This window comes from Paenibacillus sp. FSL P2-0121 (genome assembly GCF_037975345.1).
GTDB lineage: Bacteria > Bacillota > Bacilli > Paenibacillales > Paenibacillaceae > Paenibacillus_AQ > Paenibacillus_AQ odorifer.
The window spans coordinates 5,292,293-5,308,787 of record NZ_CP150245.1; the positions used below are offsets into that span (position 1 = coordinate 5,292,293).

Here is a 16,495-nt window from a genome sequence, read left to right on the forward strand (position 1 = left end):
TCTTTGTGTATATTTATTAGTCTCTATACGTTAGCATTCTGTAAGCTTATAGTAAAGCTCTTTCGAGAACCGCCATCCGGACCGGTACGCCATTAGACATTTGCGGGAAAATCCGCGATTGACTGCACTCAACTACTGCATCATCAATCTCTAGATTCCGGTTAACCGGAGCTGGATGCATAATGATTGTGTCTTTGGCCAGCTTAGCTGCCCGCTCTTCTGTTAGACCATAGTGGCTACGGTAATCTTCAGCAGACAGCTTAATGCCGGAAGTATGGCGCTCAAGCTGTACTCGAAGCATCATTACTACATCCGCTTTAAGAGCTTCTTCCATAGTTACGTAAGGCGCATACTCCATAAGCTCAGGAGCCTTCATATTATCCGGTGCGCAGAACTGCACCTTGGCTCCCATTTTCGTAAGCCCCCAGAGATTAGAGCGCGCTACGCGGCTATGCATAATGTCCCCAATGATGGAGACTGTCAGACCCTTTAGTTCCCCAAAGGTTTTGGTCATGGTGTATAAATCAAGCAGCGCCTGCGTAGGATGTTCATTGTTGCCGTCGCCCGCATTGATAAGCGGTATGGACACCTTCTCAGCTAACTGCTGCAGCACACCTGCAGGCTTCAAACGCACAACTCCGGCATCGATCCCCATCGATTCCAGTGTGCGCACTGTATCGTAGATCGACTCCCCTTTTTCTACACTAGAAGCTGCAGCCGTAAAATTAAGTACTTGCGCACCTAGTCGTTTCTCTGCCATCTCGAAAGAGAAGCGTGTGCGTGTGCTGTTCTCAAAAAACATGTTAGAAATAAAATGGGAGTTCAAGATGGGCGTTAGCTTTTCACTTTGATTGTCCCAAAATGCTGTTCTGTCAAGCAGTTGGATAATTTCCGACCGGTCAAGCTCTTTGATTCCCAGCAGACTACGTTCCTTTACCTTGGTAAGTGTCATGATGTTATCGTTCCTCCCGGTTTGAAATAATGTAGACCTCATCTTTGCCGTCGTATTCCTTCAGCGCCACTTCAATCTGCTCGTGCTTTGAGGTAGGTACATTCTTACCGATGTAGTCCGGCCGGATCGGCAGCTCGCGGTGTCCGCGGTCAGCCAGTACTGCCAGTTGAATCATTCGTGGGCGTCCGCAATCCATCAAAGCGTCCATCGCCGCGCGGATGGTGCGTCCGGTGTAAAGTACATCATCGAACAAAATGACTTTCTGATCATGAATGCCAGCACTTCCTGAAGTAATAACGACGTTGCTCTTCACTACTGCTTCACTGCCTTCCACTTCACGGTCATCCCGGTAATGTGTGATATCCAGCTCACCGTATGGAATCTCGACGCCTTCAATCTCCTTGATGCGCTCAGCGATACGCTGTGCCAGATACACACCTCGTGTCCGAATGCCGACCAGCAGACAATTCTCGATACCTTTGTTCTTCTCCAAAATCTCATGAGCAATACGCGATAAGGCCCGGCGGATCGCCGTTTCATCCATAATGACATTTTTCTCAGTAACCATAATCTTGTCACCCTCCAGCTTGTTCGCCTATTCAAGTTCCCGGAAATCAAAAAACTCCTTGCCTATAACAGGCAAGGAGTGAAATCCGCAGATGAGGAAGATGACGGCCGCGCGCATAAAAAGACAGTTCCGTATTTACACACGGATACCTTTCTAAGAGTCGCGAACCTCGATTCACGTTACCTTGCCAGCCTCACAGGACTGAATTAAAGGCGCTATTCATTTAACAAGAATTATGACAGAACAACCCCCTCATGTCAACTTTCTCTGCCTAAACTTTTGCACTTCTCTTCCTTACTTCTATTAACAACAAGGGGGAGGCGGTACTCAGTATATCTGCATAAAAAACGAGGCTGGTCCCAAATAGCCGTTTCATCGCTTTTTGGACAGCCTCGTTTATGTTCTTAACACTACTTAATGTCCAAATGATTCAAAAGGCGCACCTAGTAATGCTGAAAATGATGCAATCGGTGAGGTACTTATATAGTAATTAAGGAATTTCTCCCTGAAATTCAGTGATTTCTGTTCATCAGACTTGTTATTAGGGAAAACTTCCCTAATTATTGGCCAGTTCAGTAAATAATATAGAAAACCCGCTGATTATTAGGGAACTTTTCCCTGATTTCGTACATTTAGAGCGAATATCGGCTAATTTCAGGGAGTTTTTCCCTAATTAGTTTATAACCCACTCTTTACTTCGCACAAACACAGAACGCATATCGCTCACCACACAAGCCCACCGCAGAAAGTCCACTGCACAAATTCCACCGTCACAGCTACCACAAATCATCTACTGCAAGCTGTACGAAAATCAAATATTGCAGTCAACACCACCCACCCGAATAACAGAACACTACACTAAAATGCACTACAATACACAACACGTGGCATATAGTCATAGGGCACAGTAACATCTACAACATTTCCTATTCCATAAAAAAGAAGCTGCCCCAAAGTAGAATTCACTACTTTTGGGACAGCCTCATTAATTTCAATAACAATGCTTAAAACTCAAATTCCACATCGCTAAGACGTCTTTGAATTTCAGAGATGACACGTCTCTCTTCCTCTTCACCTTTAGCAATAAAGGTAACGGAGAAACGAACAAACGGACCTGCATCGTCCCAAGGCACAGTGGAGATCAGCTTCTCACGAATCAGGAATTGGGAGAAATCTTCACCGGATTCAAAGCGACGGCCGTCTTTGATTCCCTTAGGTGCAGCGACATACAGGAAGAAGGAGCCTTTTGGCTTCTCAGCTTTAAAGCCGAGGCTATTCAGTGCATCAACCAGCAGGTTGTGACGACGGGAGTATTTATCCGCAATCGCTTCAGTAATCTCCGGGTGAGCAAGACCATAAGCCGCTGCTTTTTGAATCGCGATAAATTGGCCGGAATCGTTATTATCCTTCACATCGCTGAAGGCTTTAACCACTAGCGGATTACCAGCCACAAAACCAATTCTCCAACCCGTCATATTGTAAGACTTAGAAAGAGAATGCAGCTCTACACCCACATCCTTTGCACCTGGAACGGAGAGGAAGCTAAGTGGCTTCAAACCATCATAGGTCAAGGCAGCATAAGGTGCGTCATGAATAACCACTACATCGTATTTTTTCGCCCATGCAACGACCTCAGCAAAAAACTCAGGAGTGGCACTAGCGCCCGTTGGATTGTTTGGATAGTTTAGATAAAGAAGCTTAGCTTTACGAGCAATGTCTTCCGGAATTTCATTCAGAGCTGGAAGGAATTTGTTCTCCTTCTTCAGCTCCACTGTAAATACTTGTCCACCCAAATATTTAGTATGTGTACCCAAGACTGGATAACCCGGCACGGTCATAATCGTGATATCACCTGGATTGATGAAACAAGATGGCAACATTGCCAGCGCAGGCTTCGATCCGATGGAGTGAACTACCTCCGTGTCTGGATCAATTCCTTCCACCCGGAAAACTTCTCGCAAATATTCAGCAGCAGCAGTCTTGAATTCGGCAATTCCATTGTCCGCATATCCGCGGTTTTCTTCCTTCGCTGCTTCTTCAGCAAGCTTAGCTACGATACCCGCATCAGCCATCTCATCCGGCTCGCCTACGCCCATATCAATTAGTTCAATGTTAGGAAAATCCTGTTTTGCGGATGCTTTAGCACGTTTGATTTTCTCGAATTTATAAATCGAAGTGTCTTTGCCATAATTGGCACCGCCGATGCGGTCTGCAAAATTAGTCTGAATGAAGCTATCTTGGTATTGTTCAATACTCATACTGTCATCTCATCTCCTGAATATCTATTCTACTTTTAAAAGAAACGGCTTCGCCGTCCCTTGGATGGCGTATGTTTCCGGATATCCGTTTCATTATAAAAATAAGGATAAAGAATAAGGCATTACCCTTTCTTTATCCTTATGTTTTTAAATATGCCGTAAAGTAGTGTTCAATACCATAGACTAATTATCACTTCATTTGTACTTATCTGCTGCGTAGTGTGAACAGCACTTCTTCCATATCCTCTGGAATAGGTCTGCTGAATTCTTTATATTCACCTGTGGTAGGATGAACAAATCCAAGCACCGCCGCATGCAACGCTTGTCCATTCATCGTAGTGCCCTTGCTGCGTCCATATATCGGATCACCTACAAGTGGATGGCCAATGAACTTCATATGTACCCTGATTTGATGCGTGCGGCCAGTCTCCAGCTGCAGCTCCAGCAGTGTACAATCTCCGAAACGTTCCATTACTGTAAAATGGGTTACGGATTTCTTGCTGTTCTTTTCGGTTACTGTGTATAGCTTGCGATCATGTGGATCTCTGCCAATCGGTGCGTCAACAGTGCCCTTATCATGCGACAAGTTGCCGTGTACGACTGCAATATATCGGCGCGTAACACTATGCTCTTTAAGCTGTGCGGCAAGCGAGGCATGACTGGCATCATTCTTAGCCACCATGATAAGACCAGAGGTATCCTTATCGATCCGATGGACAATACCTGGACGAATCTCACCGTTAATGCCGGACAGATCCTTACAGTGATACATCAGCGCATTTACTAAGGTGCCTGACGGATGTCCCGCAGCTGGGTGCACAACCATGCCCCGGGGTTTATTAATCACAATGACATCGCTGTCTTCATATACAACTTCAAGAGGAATGTTCTCCGCGATCAAATCCGTTACTTCTGCTTCAGGGACAACAACGCTAACCACGTCGCCTTCCGATAACTTATAGTTGGCTTTCACTGGCTTACCATTAACCGTAACGTTACCGCCGCTGATCCACAGCTGCACCTGAGAACGGGAAATTTCTTCTTCCCATGATTCCGTAATATATTTATCGATTCGCTCCCGCGCGTTCTCTGCCGAAACGGTCCATTCCGTGACGTCCCTCTCTTCTTCGCTCGTAGATGCCGCTTGGTGATTGACGTCTTTATTCAAATCATTCATTCCCTTCTCTTACTTCCTTTGCTTCTTTTACTTCTTTTATTTCCGTAATTTCTTCGCCATTCTTAAGGTCACGAAAAGAATCCAAAAGAATCAATCCAACCCCAATGACAATACAAGAATCCGCCACGTTAAAAATCGGGAAGCTATAGCTCCCAAAATTGAACAGAAGGAAATCAACAACCTCACCATTGATTATCCGGTCCAGGAAGTTACCGATAGCTCCACCCAGTACAAGCCCTAGGGCAACAGATAACAGCTTCCGCGAGTGTCTAGTCTTGTTCAAATACCAAACGATACCACTAACCACTACAACCGTAACTAGAAAGAAGAACCATTGCTGACCTTCGAGAATCCCAAAAGCAGCCCCGCGATTGCGATGAGAGGTAATCAGGAAAAAATCTCCGATAACAGAAATCTGTTCTCCGATCTCCAGACGTGTAGCAATGAGATACTTTGTCCCTTGATCCACCAAAAATACAATAAGAGCAATCAAATAGTACACCACAGAAGTTGTCACTCCGTTCTTATTTTTCCCGCTAAATGCGGTACGAATACTGTTTAAAGACTTGTATATTGTAGCACAGCCCTTAAAGAATCGTCTATTGCGGGACATCCGCTAAGTTCAATCTTGGGGACTATTTTCCAGCGCTAAAATCCCTGCTCTCCGGTCAACCTAACAGAAGAACCATCCGGTGTTATCCGGCAAGTCGGAATGATTCTTATAAAAGGTACAGAAAGGAGCTTTCTCATTATGACGCACCTGACAGTACAGCAGCTCTCAGAGCTACGCGCACGATTGGAAAAAGATCGGGATACGATTCAGCACAGGCTTCAGAATAATGAACATTACGGCTTAGATGAATCCATGCGGGATGGCTCCGGAGAACTTTCCGAGAATGACAACCATCCAGGAGATGCAGCCACCGATTTGTATAATCGCTCCATGGACATTTCACTGTTAGAGCGGGACGAGCATGAGCTGGACGATATTGAAGCTGCTTTATCTGCTATGGATAATGGCACCTATGGGATATGCAAGGCTAGTGGTGAGCCGATCCCTTTTGAACGTTTATCTGCCATCCCTTCCACACTTTATTGTAAAGAGCACAACCCGCGGCAAAACGCACCTTTCACTCGACCAGTAGAAGAGGAGCTGTTATCTCCACCTTTTGGACGCACCAGTCTGGATGAGCGCGACGATCAAAACGGTTTTGACGGCGAGGATGCCTGGCAGATTGTAGAAAGCTGGGGTACCTCGAATTCTCCCGCCATGGCGGAGGGCAACAATATTGATTCTTATAATGATATGGAGATTGAAGCCGATGAGCTGGAAGGCTGCGTAGAGCCTTGGGAGAACTTTATCGCCACTGATATCACGGGCAACAATCTAATTGTAGTGCCGGGACGGAGCTACCAGCGTTATTTGGACAGTGACGAGGCAACTCATAGCCTAGATCCTCTCGACGAAGACTAAACACAAATGTCCCCTATACAAAAACATTTAAACAGCGTACTGTTCCAGTTTTGAGGAATGGTTCGCTGTTTTTAATCTTAACGTTTCGATGACTATTTGAACTCTAGCTGACGTTGTACGATCCGCACAATATCCGCAATATAATCACCAATGATCGGTAGATTGAGCGCGCCTAGTCCCTGAAGGATATAAATAATCGTTGCCGCAAAAAAAGTAAAACCCAGTGCAATCCCAACTCCCCGAGCTGCTCCAAATAAAATATTTCTCCAAATCAACCGCCAAGGTGAATATAGCAGATCCGTATATTGATAAATTCGGGATTTTTCCAAAATATGAGCCCACTCAAAGGTCAAACGGTACATCGTATTCATTTTTTCTTCCAGCGGAATATCCTCGGGATTACGCGGATCTGCTGTTAGATACTCAGGATTAACTTCAGGAAAAGCCTTATTCTCCTTTTCCTTGTCTGGGTTATTCTTATTGCCGGATGTCTTAATGGAGATTCTCCTCTTATTTCCCTCCACAGCTACGGCTCCTCTCATATGTCTTTCCTTCGCTACAAAGTAAACGAGCCCGGCCAAAGAGAATTCATCTCCTTAAGCTCGGGACTCGTTAGTTTTGCGCCGAAATATAAAGACTATATTTCCCGCATAAACGGAAGATCTCCGTTTACACTTATGCCGCTAGTATATGCTGTTTTGGGACAGGTAATGCAGAATTATGCTTCGATATGGATACCGATGGATTTATCACCGACTTCTACCGTCTCAAAAGCATGTTCTCCATCAAAATCAACCGTAGTCACAAGAACATTGTCTCGCAATACATTGTCAAATGCTGTAACAGCTGCTTTTAGCTCATCATCTAACTTCAAAGTGAGTGCGATCCGTTTCTCGATCGGCAGATCCAGACGTTTACGGTAATCTTGAACCGCACGAATGATCTCACGAACCCAGCCTTCTTGTTCAAGCTCAGGCGTGATTTCGGTATTGAGCGCAACCGTAACTCCATATCCGGAAGCTGCGGCGAAACCTGCTTTGGCTTGTTTTTCAACAAGCAGCTCTTCAGAAGTGATTACAAGCTCTTCACCTTCAGGTGTCGCAATTGCAATTTTACCGTCCTGTACCGCTTTGCGGGTAGAATCACTGTCGAGGCTTTTCAGGAAGCCTTGCAGGAAGCCTACATTTTTACCGTATTTTTTACCGGCTACCTTAAGATTCAGCTTGAGTGTGAAATCAACAAATCCGCTGTCACTGTTCTCCAGCACGATGTTCTTGATGTTGATCTCATCTTTGATGATCTCTTCATACTCAGCCAAATGGAAGTCACGGTTCATCGAAACGATCAGCTCGGACAGCGGTTGACGATTCTTAATGCCTGTTTCGTTACGTACGTTACGCGCCAACTCAACGATCTGTCTTGCACTTTCCATATCCTCTTCCAGCTCTTTATCGATCAAGTTCTCGTCAGCAACCGGGTAGTCTGCCAAATGCACACTTTCTCCGCCGCCAAGGTTCGTGAAGATATCTTCGGACAACATCGGTGTAAATGGAGCCATCAAAGTTGCTGTCGCCAAAAGCACATGAGTCAACGTACGGTAAGCATCCAGTTTATCTTCACCTAGACCACTCCCCCAGAAACGGTCACGGGAACGACGGATATACCAGTTACTCAGCTCATCCACAAAGTTCTCAATAGCTCTAGACGTATTCACGAAGTCATTTACCGCAAGCCCTTTATCCACCAAAAGAATCAAGCTGTTCAGACGGGACAGAATCCAGCGGTCCAGCTTATGTTTTGATACTTTAAAAGGATGATCGGCTGGATCGTAACCATCAATGCCCGCATACAGCGTCAAGAAGGCATGTGTATTTACCAGCGTATCCACTACTTTAGATTTCGTCTCACCTACAAGACCACGCGAGAAACGTTTATTATTCCACGGTGCACTGTCGGACAAAATAGCCCAACGGAATGCATCCGTGCCGTAATCGTTCATGATTTCCCAAGGATCAATAACATTACCTTTGGATTTAGACATTTTTTGACCATTCTCATCGAGGATATGACCGTGAGCAATAACTGCTTTATATGGAGCTTTACCCTTGAACAAGGTGGATACTGCAAGCAAGCTGTAGAACCATCCACGGGTCTGGTCGATCCCTTCACAGATCATATCTGCCGGGTACTGATCATCCAGCTTATCCTCGTTCTCAAACGGATAATGGCTTTGTGCAAAAGGCATCGAGCCACTATCGAACCATACGTCGATCACTTCCGATGTACGAACCATCTCTGCACCTTCGCTAAACGGACTGCGCAGCTTGATCTTATCCACGAAAGGTTTATGCAGTTCGATATCTTCCGGAACATCACCAATCGCCATCGCTCTTAGCTCTTCAATGCTGTGTGGAGCAAACTCTTTGCCCGTTTCTTGACATACCCAGACATTGAGGGGTGTACCCCAATAACGGTTACGGCTGATATTCCAGTCAACCAGTTCATCCAAGAACTTCCCGAAACGGCCTTCTCGTACATGCTCAGGGTACCAAGTTACACTGTTGTTGTTAGCAATCAGCTGATCTTTGATCGCTGTAGTGTTGATGAACCAGCTGTCTGTTGCGTAATACAAAAGTGGGGTATCACAACGCCAGCAGAACGGATAGCTGTGCTCGTATTTCTCTTTACCGTAAAGCAATCCTTTTTCAGACAAAACCTTAATGATATCCAGATCGCAATCCTTAACAAAACGTCCCGCAAAATCAGAGACTACATCCGTATACTTACCGGAATTATCAACCACATTTACGAAGCTGATGCCATTCTCACGGCAAGTCTTGTAGTCATCTTCACCATGTGCTGGTGCCATGTGTACGATCCCTGTACCACTGGAATCTGTAACGAAAGAAGCGCCTACGATAACATTGCTTTTCTCTGCCTTAATATATCCGAATGGAGGTGCGTAAGTTTTACCGATAAACTCGGAACCTTTATGTGTAGAAAGGACTGTGTGCTCACCTTTCATTACTTCTTCGACCAAGTTTTTAGCAACGATGTACACACCATCTTCTTGTTGCACACGTACATAATCCATGTCCGGGTTCATAGCTAGCGCCATATGGGCTGGCAAGGTCCAAGGTGTTGTCGTCCAAGCCAATACGTAGTCTCCGCTGTCATCCAGCTTGAACTTCGCGGTCGCACTGAGATCCTTAACGGTTTTGTAGCCTTGAGCAACTTCATGTGAGCTTAGTGTAGTCTGGCAGCTCGGGCAATACGGGCTAACACGGTGTCCGCGGTAAAGCAACCCGTTCTCATGCACTGTAGCCAAGATGTTCCATACACTTTCGATATAGGTGTTATCCAAGGTTACGTAAGGATTATCTAAATCCGTCCAGTATCCGATTGCTTCTGTAAATTCACGCCATTGCTTCTCATAACCGAAGACGCTGTCTTTACATTCCTGGATGAATTTTTCTACGCCATATTCCTCGATCTCTTGTTTGCCGGAGATGCCAAGCTTCTTTTGTACGCCTAGTTCTACTGGCAGACCGTGTGTATCCCAGCCCGCTTTACGTACCACGCGGTAACCTTTCATCGTCTGGTAACGACCGATGAAATCCTTGATTACCCGTCCCAGCACGTGTCCGATATGCGGCGCACCGTTTGCTGTAGGCGGACCTTCATAGAATACATAATTTGGACGTCCCTCACGGTTCTCCATGGACTTGCGGAACGTATTTTCGTCGCTCCATTTCTTTAATATGCGGACATCTCTTGCCCGCGCCTTTTCTCTGACATCTACTTTTTGCATGTGATGGTCAATCCTTTCATGGATTAGTCTATAAAGCTCTTTTCGATCTTTGGGCGATCCTTGCGCAGCTGGTCGCTCACCGCTCTTGCCCTGGCTCCCGAGCCGCGATCCCGCAGGGCAGCAATCGCTCGGGGCGCCATACGCGACCTTGCGCAGCTGGTCGCTCACCGCTCTTGCCCTGGCTCCCGAGCCTCGTTCCCGCAGGGCAGCAATCGCTCGGGGCGCCATACGCGACCTTGCGCAGCTGGGCGCTCACCGCTCTTGCCCGGGCTCCCGAGCTGCGATCCCGCAGGGCAGCAATCGCTCGGGGCGCCATACGCGACCTTGCGCAGCTGGTCGCTCACCGCTCTTGCCGTAAAGGCCCCGCAGGTGAACCCGCCAGGGGAGCCTAAGAAGGGCCGCTCCTTCAGCCACATGAATCCGTTCGTTTCCACCACCGTACCTAGTTTGCACGAGGCTTTACTTTGCGGGTGTCCAGAGGGCAGCAGCCCTTGGGGTCCCCCTTAGAAAGGGGGATTTAGGGGGATGGCCGCCCCGGAACAACAAAATAAGCGTCATCCCACCCCCAAAGGGGCGAGACGACGCTCGCGATACCACCCTAATTCTGCGCATGAGCACATCCTTAAGGGGAGTGTATTCAGCACAATCTCAGTCCTGCGCGTAAATCTTGTGCACAGGTCCGGTGTAACGTCCGGCAGACGGTTAGGCTTACGCACGATCAACGCTTCAGCTTAACTTCTAGGGGAAGATCTTCCGGCAGGGTTCGAACAATCGGCTCGCAGCAATCGCCGACTCTCTGGAGAACGTTACCTTGTCGTACTTGTCCCGTCATCGAATACATATAAACATTATACAGATATGTTCTATTTATAGACTTTTTGAATCTAAATGTCAACAACCATTCGCCCAATCTAGCTATTATGAGCGTACTTGCACATGGAGTTCACTTTATTATGGTCTATTTTATCGGAAAATAAAAATAGAGGGAATAGCTCCCTCTATTTAGCCAATTATCGTCTGAAACCTTTAGATGCGATGAAGAACATCATCCTTGAAAGCTACGTTCTCGCTCGCCTCACGACTCTCTAAGGCATTCCAGTCATCCTGTGATAACAGCTCCAGCTGAGCTTCCACTAATGTCCGGAAACGAGTGCGATAGATCGAAGCTTGCTTGCGCAATTCTTCAGTCTCAATAGCAACCTTACGGGATTTGGATAACGCTTCGTTAATAATACGATCGGCGTTTTTCTCCGCTTCCTTGATAATGAGCTGGGATTCCTTCTTGGAGTTGTTCTTCACATCATCCGCCGCTTCCTGAGCGACTAAGATCGTCTTCGATAAACTTTCTTCAATATTCACAAAATGATCCAGACGCTCTTGAATAGACAAAAGCTGATTCTGCAGTTCCTTGTTCTCACGGATGACGCTTTCGTAATCCTTGATCACTTGATCCAGAAATTCGTTGACCTCGTCCTCATCATAACCGCGAAGTCTCCGAGAAAACTCCTTGTTATGTATATCGAGCGGTGTTAATGGCATGCTGTGCACCTCCTAGAAATTTCGGACCTTCTTTATCTCTAAATCGCAACTAAGCGGCAGACAAAGAAGAAAGACTGTACTTCAAGTAAAGGCAGAAGGTGTTCCTGTGTTCCGCCTGCCATTCATGGTCCGCCTCTTCTTAAAAGTATCGGCGTCCAGCTTAAAAAATGTTTGATTCCCTCGAAATAATCAATTTCGACAAGTAAGACCGTATTCCTGCAAGGGATTCACACAAATTTACCAATCTGAACACGGTATCGGCCCTTTTTCGTCAAACTGCCGACCTCTAGAACCTTGAAGCGACCAAAGCCTTGAATAGATACCATGTCACCATCCTTAAGACCGCAGGATGGGTCTTCCTCCACTTTCCAGTTTACCCGAACACGTCCAGCCTTGATGGGAGCAAGAATTTTGCTTCGGCTAAGCCGTGTTACATCTGCGGCAATGCCATCCAATCGCAGGGATGCTACAGTCAAATCCATCAATTCCAGCTTAACCTCACTATTACGCAAGGCGGAAAGGGGTAATACTTCCGTACTTACCTGTATCCGGTGCACTCCAGTTAAATTCATAGCTAAATAATCTGCAATATCAGCAGCGACTACAACATGACAACCATCGTCCAGAACATGAATATCACCGATTTTGCCTCGTTTAACGCCCAGCCCCAGAATAGAACCCATGTAGTCCCCATGCTCCAGAGCCAGAAACTTCTGCTCCCCTGAGGTTATTGCAAGCACCTTCAGCTCCATGTCTTCCTGATCCAGGTCACGATAATCAGGAGCGACAAGCGCTCGCTTCCGCTCTGCCTCAGCATGTCCACCTTCCCATTTAACAATCACATCAGGATGGCGGTTAACTAAAGTTTGCAGAATAAAACCTTGGCGGGGATCGAGAAATTCAGTTAATTTAGTCTCATGATATTCTCCAGCGTTGGTAACCCATTCGAAGGCCTTGTCCACAAATTGACGTTCATCGGGATGAAAATGCCCGTAAACTTCGTTCTTCATCACAATTGCCTAAAAAATCAAATGCAGGATAGATTTAAGTCCGCCTGCAGCGAATTCCAAGACAAGTAATGCAATAATTGGAGAGATATCAAGTGTACCGAAGAGCGGTGGAATAAACCGTCTGAAAGGTGTTAAATACGGCTCTACGAGTTTGCTTAGCAGTTCTCCAATGAAGTTATCACGAACGTTGGGTAACCAGGACATTAGCACATAGAAAATAATCATGTAAAAATAAATGTTAAACAAAATATCGATAATGTAATCAATTTGAAGCAAAGCCCATTCACCTCATTCTGTTATAGTCTTGATCGTCACCTAGGATTTCTGTAATGGAGCCTTGAATTTCAACAGTATCTGGAGTGCACATAAATATATTGCCCCCAATTTTAGAGATTCCTCCCCCAAGGGCATAAACAGTTCCGCTGAGAAAATCAATAATTCGCATTGCTTGATCATTGCGAACACGCTGCAGGTTAATTACTACCGTCCGATGCGAACGGAGATGATCAGCAATCTCCTGTGCCTCATCATATGAACGTGGTTCATATAATACAACCTTGACATTTTTTTGCGAATGGATACTGACAACGTTGCCCCTCTGATTTTTGCGGGTTTCTACAGGGGCCGGCTCATACTCATCCTCTTCGTGGATTTGCTCCCGCTCCACAACTTCCTCTTCCTCCTGCAAGCCCAAAAAACTCATAAATCGGTTCATAACGCTCATCACGATCCCTCCTAATGGCCTACTAACACCGTACCCAGGCGTACCCAGGTGGCTCCTTCCTGTATCGCCACTTCAAAATCATTCGACATTCCCATGGACAGCTCCGTAATCGGCTCAGGTGTCAAAGCAAGTTGATTAAGCTCATCGCGCAGCTCACGAAGTCCGCGAAATACAGGACGGGTAAGCTCCGGATCACCTTCTAAAGGTGCCATCGTCATAAGTCCAATTACCTTAACGCGGTCCAAACTAGCGATTTCACGTAAAAATCCAGGTACTGCCTCAGGTGACAGACCAAACTTCGTATCTTCGCCAGAGATATTCACTTGAAGAAACACATTCACTTCCTGATCAGCAGCAAGCGCCTTTTTGTGTAATTCTTGCGCCAGAGACATCCGGTCCAAAGAGTGTATATATTGAAATTTGCCAATAACGTCTTTAACCTTATTGGTTTGCAAATGCCCGATAAAATGCCATGTCCCTTTGTCCCCTAAAACCTTCCATTTGTGCTCAGCATCCTGCCAGCGACTCTCAGCAACATGCTCTAGGCCTGCCTCCAATACGGAGGATACCATTTCCAGAGAAACATATTTCGTCACTGCAATTACCTTGACGTCATTACGATCCCGGCCGCTTGCCGCGCAGGCACGTGCTACACGTTCCTCTACCTCAGCAATCCTCTCCTGCAGTGTTAAAGACAACTTTCAACTCTCCTTTATTCCGATCCAGCTCGTCATTCTGCCTGTAATACCGTTTTCTTTGCGATAAGAAAAAAACAAATCACGATTACAGCTTGTACACCATGTTGTACATTCGATATGAGTCGGCAATATTCCTGCTTTTATCATAATGCGTCGATTCATTTCTTTCAAGTTTAGCAAGTATTTACTCTGATCAGTCTCTGAGGCTCTGTAAAGCTCCACAGCATCGAAAGTTTCTATCCCCTCATTCAAGCTGCCCTCCAGCTGCCGAACATGCTCCATCACATAATCATCCACCTCATAACAGCAGTCGCCAATGGATGGACCGATCGCTGCCACAATATCATGTGGATGGCTGCCGTATACCGTTTGCAGCTTACTCACCATAGCTGCGGCAATCTGAGCCACCGTTCCTTTCCAGCCTGCATGCGCAAGACCGACGACTCTACGCACGGGATCATAAAAATAAAGGGGCACACAATCCGCATAAAAAGAAGTCAACAAAACCCCAGGCACATCCGTCAGCAGACCATCCGTAGCTTGAAATGCCGATGCTCTGTCCTGTTGTCCCCGCCCACGGTCTACTTCCCTTACTACAGCTATCTCTGCCCCATGAGTTTGTTCTCCACAGGTCCATGCTTCCGGCTTGAAATCAAGAGCTTCGGCAAGCGCTCTCCGATTGCTCAGGACATCTTCAGGAGCATCCCCAACGTGAAACGCACAATTCAGGCTGTCATAGGGCGCCTTGCTAGCCCCTCCCTGTCTACCAGTAAACCCCGCTGTAATTTCGTTATGCTCCACTCGCCAAGGCTCCAGATGGAGCAGCATAAGCATTTCTTTCCCCTGCACAAACGGTTCCATTTCCTCACCTCCGCCTTAGTGTACCACATGTAAATACCCGTACAAAGTGACGGTTAAGCCTGATCGCCTAAATTCTTAAATAAAAAAACAAAAAACGCACCTAATTAATAAGTGCGCCGTTCGCTGCGATCTCCCCGTTCCAGATACATCGTTTCACGCTCTTCCTGTCCCGGAGACATCCGCGACTCTTCAATCTTCACGAGTACTACATCGGACCCGATCTTAACTATATTCCGCCATGGAATAATCAGATCTGTCCCGCCTCCGAACAATCCCATAAACCGAGTGTATCCGGGTATAACGATGGCATCAATGACACCACGGCGCAAATCAAGCTCCAGATCACTAATCTGCCCCAGCCGCTTGCCATCTACAATGTTGATAACATCCTTCGTCTGAAAATCTGAGATTTTCATTTTTTTGGCAGACCCTTGATAATCCTCGTTCATCTCACCACCCCTGTACAATCCGACCTATAGTCCAATATATGATCCGGAAGCTTGTCAACATGCATTAAAAAGAGGAGACAACCCAAAATCCTTAACCCGGATTCTGGAATATCTCCTCATGGCTACTGCTCTAAGATTTCACGTGTTTTTGCATTTGCTGAATCGCAGATTTCTCCAGACGTGAGACCTGTGCCTGTGAAATGCCAATCTCATCTGCGACCTCCATCTGTGTTTTCCCTTCGAAAAACCGCATGGATAAAATTCGTTTCTCCCTTTGTCCTAACTTACGCATCGCTTCACGTAATGCAATTTCTTCGATCCACGACACATCCTTATTCTTATCGTCGCTAATCTGGTCCATTACATAAATAGGATCGCCGCCGTCATGATAGATCGGCTCGAATAAGGACACTGGATCCTGAATGGCATCAAGAGCAAAAACAACATCTTCCTTCGGCACACCCAGCGCTTCTGATATTTCGAATATCGTCGGTTCCCGTGAGTTCTGATTGGTCAGACTATCACGTACCTGGAGCGCCTTGTAGGCGATATCTCTGAGAGAACGTGATACCCGAATCGGGTTGTTATCACGCAGGTAACGCCGAATCTCACCGATAATCATCGGAACTGCATATGTGGAGAATTTAACGTTTTGTGATAAATCGAAATTATCGATGGCTTTCATCAGACCGATGCAACCCACCTGGAACAAATCGTCAACAAATTCTCCCCTATTATTGAACCTCTGGATAACGCTTAGAACAAGTCTAAGATTACCGTTTACCAATTTCTCTCTGGCGGATCGCTCGCCCTGCTGCTGCAGCGAAGTGAACAGTTGCCGCATTTCCACATTCGTTAGAACAGGCAGCTTAGCAGTATCCACACCGCAAATCTCGACTTTATTACGGGTCATGATGATTTACCTCCCAAGGAGAAACATTACTGTACATTATCTCCCGGGCTCGCCATTTTAT

Annotated in this window: 16 protein-coding genes and 1 other annotated feature; of the genes, 1 reads left to right on the forward strand and 15 read right to left on the reverse strand. The window is 46.3% G+C overall.

Going from position 1 to position 16,495, the window contains the following annotated elements; genetic code table 11:
- Positions 1 to 46: 46 nt before the first annotated feature.
- The 5 genes from MKY54_RS23425 to lspA form a co-directional block, all read right to left on the reverse strand.
- The gene (locus tag MKY54_RS23425) at positions 47 to 952 is read right to left on the reverse strand and encodes an aspartate carbamoyltransferase catalytic subunit (protein ID WP_036683376.1); all 906 of its coding nucleotides are present in this window, start codon (positions 950 to 952) and stop codon (positions 47 to 49) included.
- A gap of 4 nt (positions 953 to 956) precedes the next feature.
- Positions 957 to 1,520, reverse strand: a complete 564-nt coding sequence (gene pyrR / locus MKY54_RS23430) for a bifunctional pyr operon transcriptional regulator/uracil phosphoribosyltransferase PyrR (protein ID WP_036683379.1) — start codon at positions 1,518 to 1,520, stop codon at positions 957 to 959.
- 1,004 nt (positions 1,521 to 2,524) lie between these two features.
- Complete coding sequence (locus tag MKY54_RS23435; protein ID WP_339188126.1) at positions 2,525 to 3,778, reverse strand: LL-diaminopimelate aminotransferase; 1,254 nt, start codon at positions 3,776 to 3,778, stop codon at positions 2,525 to 2,527.
- 205 nt (positions 3,779 to 3,983) lie between these two features.
- The gene (locus MKY54_RS23440; RefSeq protein WP_076192046.1) at positions 3,984 to 4,955 is read right to left on the reverse strand and encodes an RluA family pseudouridine synthase; all 972 of its coding nucleotides are present in this window, start codon (positions 4,953 to 4,955) and stop codon (positions 3,984 to 3,986) included.
- The gene (gene lspA, locus MKY54_RS23445) at positions 4,948 to 5,460 is read right to left on the reverse strand and encodes a signal peptidase II (RefSeq protein WP_036683603.1); all 513 of its coding nucleotides are present in this window, start codon (positions 5,458 to 5,460) and stop codon (positions 4,948 to 4,950) included. The genes MKY54_RS23440 and lspA overlap by 8 nt, the downstream gene beginning before the upstream one ends.
- Positions 5,461 to 5,706: 246 nt before the next feature.
- Between lspA and MKY54_RS23450 the strand changes: the two genes are divergently transcribed.
- Positions 5,707 to 6,429 carry a TraR/DksA C4-type zinc finger protein gene (locus MKY54_RS23450; protein ID WP_076098553.1) on the forward strand — a complete coding sequence of 241 codons (723 nt, stop codon included), beginning with the start codon at positions 5,707 to 5,709 and terminating at the stop codon, positions 6,427 to 6,429.
- 92 nt (positions 6,430 to 6,521) lie between these two features.
- Here MKY54_RS23450 and MKY54_RS23455 read toward each other — a convergent pair whose 3' ends face one another.
- The 10 genes from MKY54_RS23455 to sigG form a co-directional block, all read right to left on the reverse strand.
- Positions 6,522 to 6,818 carry a DUF5665 domain-containing protein gene (locus MKY54_RS23455; RefSeq protein ID WP_051491300.1) on the reverse strand — a complete coding sequence of 99 codons (297 nt, stop codon included), beginning with the start codon at positions 6,816 to 6,818 and terminating at the stop codon, positions 6,522 to 6,524.
- Positions 6,819 to 7,147: 329 nt separating this feature from the next.
- Positions 7,148 to 10,240 (reverse strand): isoleucine--tRNA ligase, encoded by a 3,093-nt coding sequence (gene ileS, locus MKY54_RS23460; protein WP_076281230.1) that lies wholly within the window; start codon positions 10,238 to 10,240, stop codon positions 7,148 to 7,150.
- Positions 10,241 to 10,806: 566 nt separating this feature from the next.
- Positions 10,807 to 11,081: a binding site (T-box leader), on the reverse strand.
- A gap of 185 nt (positions 11,082 to 11,266) precedes the next feature.
- Positions 11,267 to 11,779 carry a DivIVA domain-containing protein gene (locus MKY54_RS23465; protein WP_051491297.1) on the reverse strand — a complete coding sequence of 171 codons (513 nt, stop codon included), beginning with the start codon at positions 11,777 to 11,779 and terminating at the stop codon, positions 11,267 to 11,269.
- A 227-nt stretch (positions 11,780 to 12,006) separates the two neighbouring features.
- Positions 12,007 to 12,789 (reverse strand): YlmH/Sll1252 family protein, encoded by a 783-nt coding sequence (locus tag MKY54_RS23470; protein WP_036683613.1) that lies wholly within the window; start codon positions 12,787 to 12,789, stop codon positions 12,007 to 12,009.
- A 9-nt stretch (positions 12,790 to 12,798) separates the two neighbouring features.
- On the reverse strand, positions 12,799 to 13,065 hold the full coding sequence (locus MKY54_RS23475; RefSeq protein ID WP_036683616.1) for a YggT family protein: 267 nt from the start codon (positions 13,063 to 13,065) through the stop codon (positions 12,799 to 12,801).
- Between the two features lie 7 nt (positions 13,066 to 13,072).
- Positions 13,073 to 13,513, reverse strand: a complete 441-nt coding sequence (gene sepF / locus MKY54_RS23480; RefSeq protein ID WP_036683619.1) for a cell division protein SepF — start codon at positions 13,511 to 13,513, stop codon at positions 13,073 to 13,075.
- Between the two features lie 11 nt (positions 13,514 to 13,524).
- Complete coding sequence (locus tag MKY54_RS23485; protein ID WP_036683622.1) at positions 13,525 to 14,211, reverse strand: YggS family pyridoxal phosphate-dependent enzyme; 687 nt, start codon at positions 14,209 to 14,211, stop codon at positions 13,525 to 13,527.
- A 3-nt stretch (positions 14,212 to 14,214) separates the two neighbouring features.
- Positions 14,215 to 15,072, reverse strand: coding sequence for a peptidoglycan editing factor PgeF (gene pgeF / locus MKY54_RS23490; protein ID WP_036683625.1), 858 nt, complete (start codon positions 15,070 to 15,072; stop codon positions 14,215 to 14,217).
- Positions 15,073 to 15,176: 104 nt separating this feature from the next.
- Entirely contained in the window at positions 15,177 to 15,521 is a 345-nt protein-coding gene (locus tag MKY54_RS23495; protein WP_036683628.1) for a YlmC/YmxH family sporulation protein, read from the reverse strand.
- Positions 15,522 to 15,651: 130 nt separating this feature from the next.
- On the reverse strand, positions 15,652 to 16,434 hold the full coding sequence (gene sigG / locus MKY54_RS23500) for an RNA polymerase sporulation sigma factor SigG (protein WP_036683631.1): 783 nt from the start codon (positions 16,432 to 16,434) through the stop codon (positions 15,652 to 15,654).
- Positions 16,435 to 16,495: the final 61 nt, after the last annotated feature.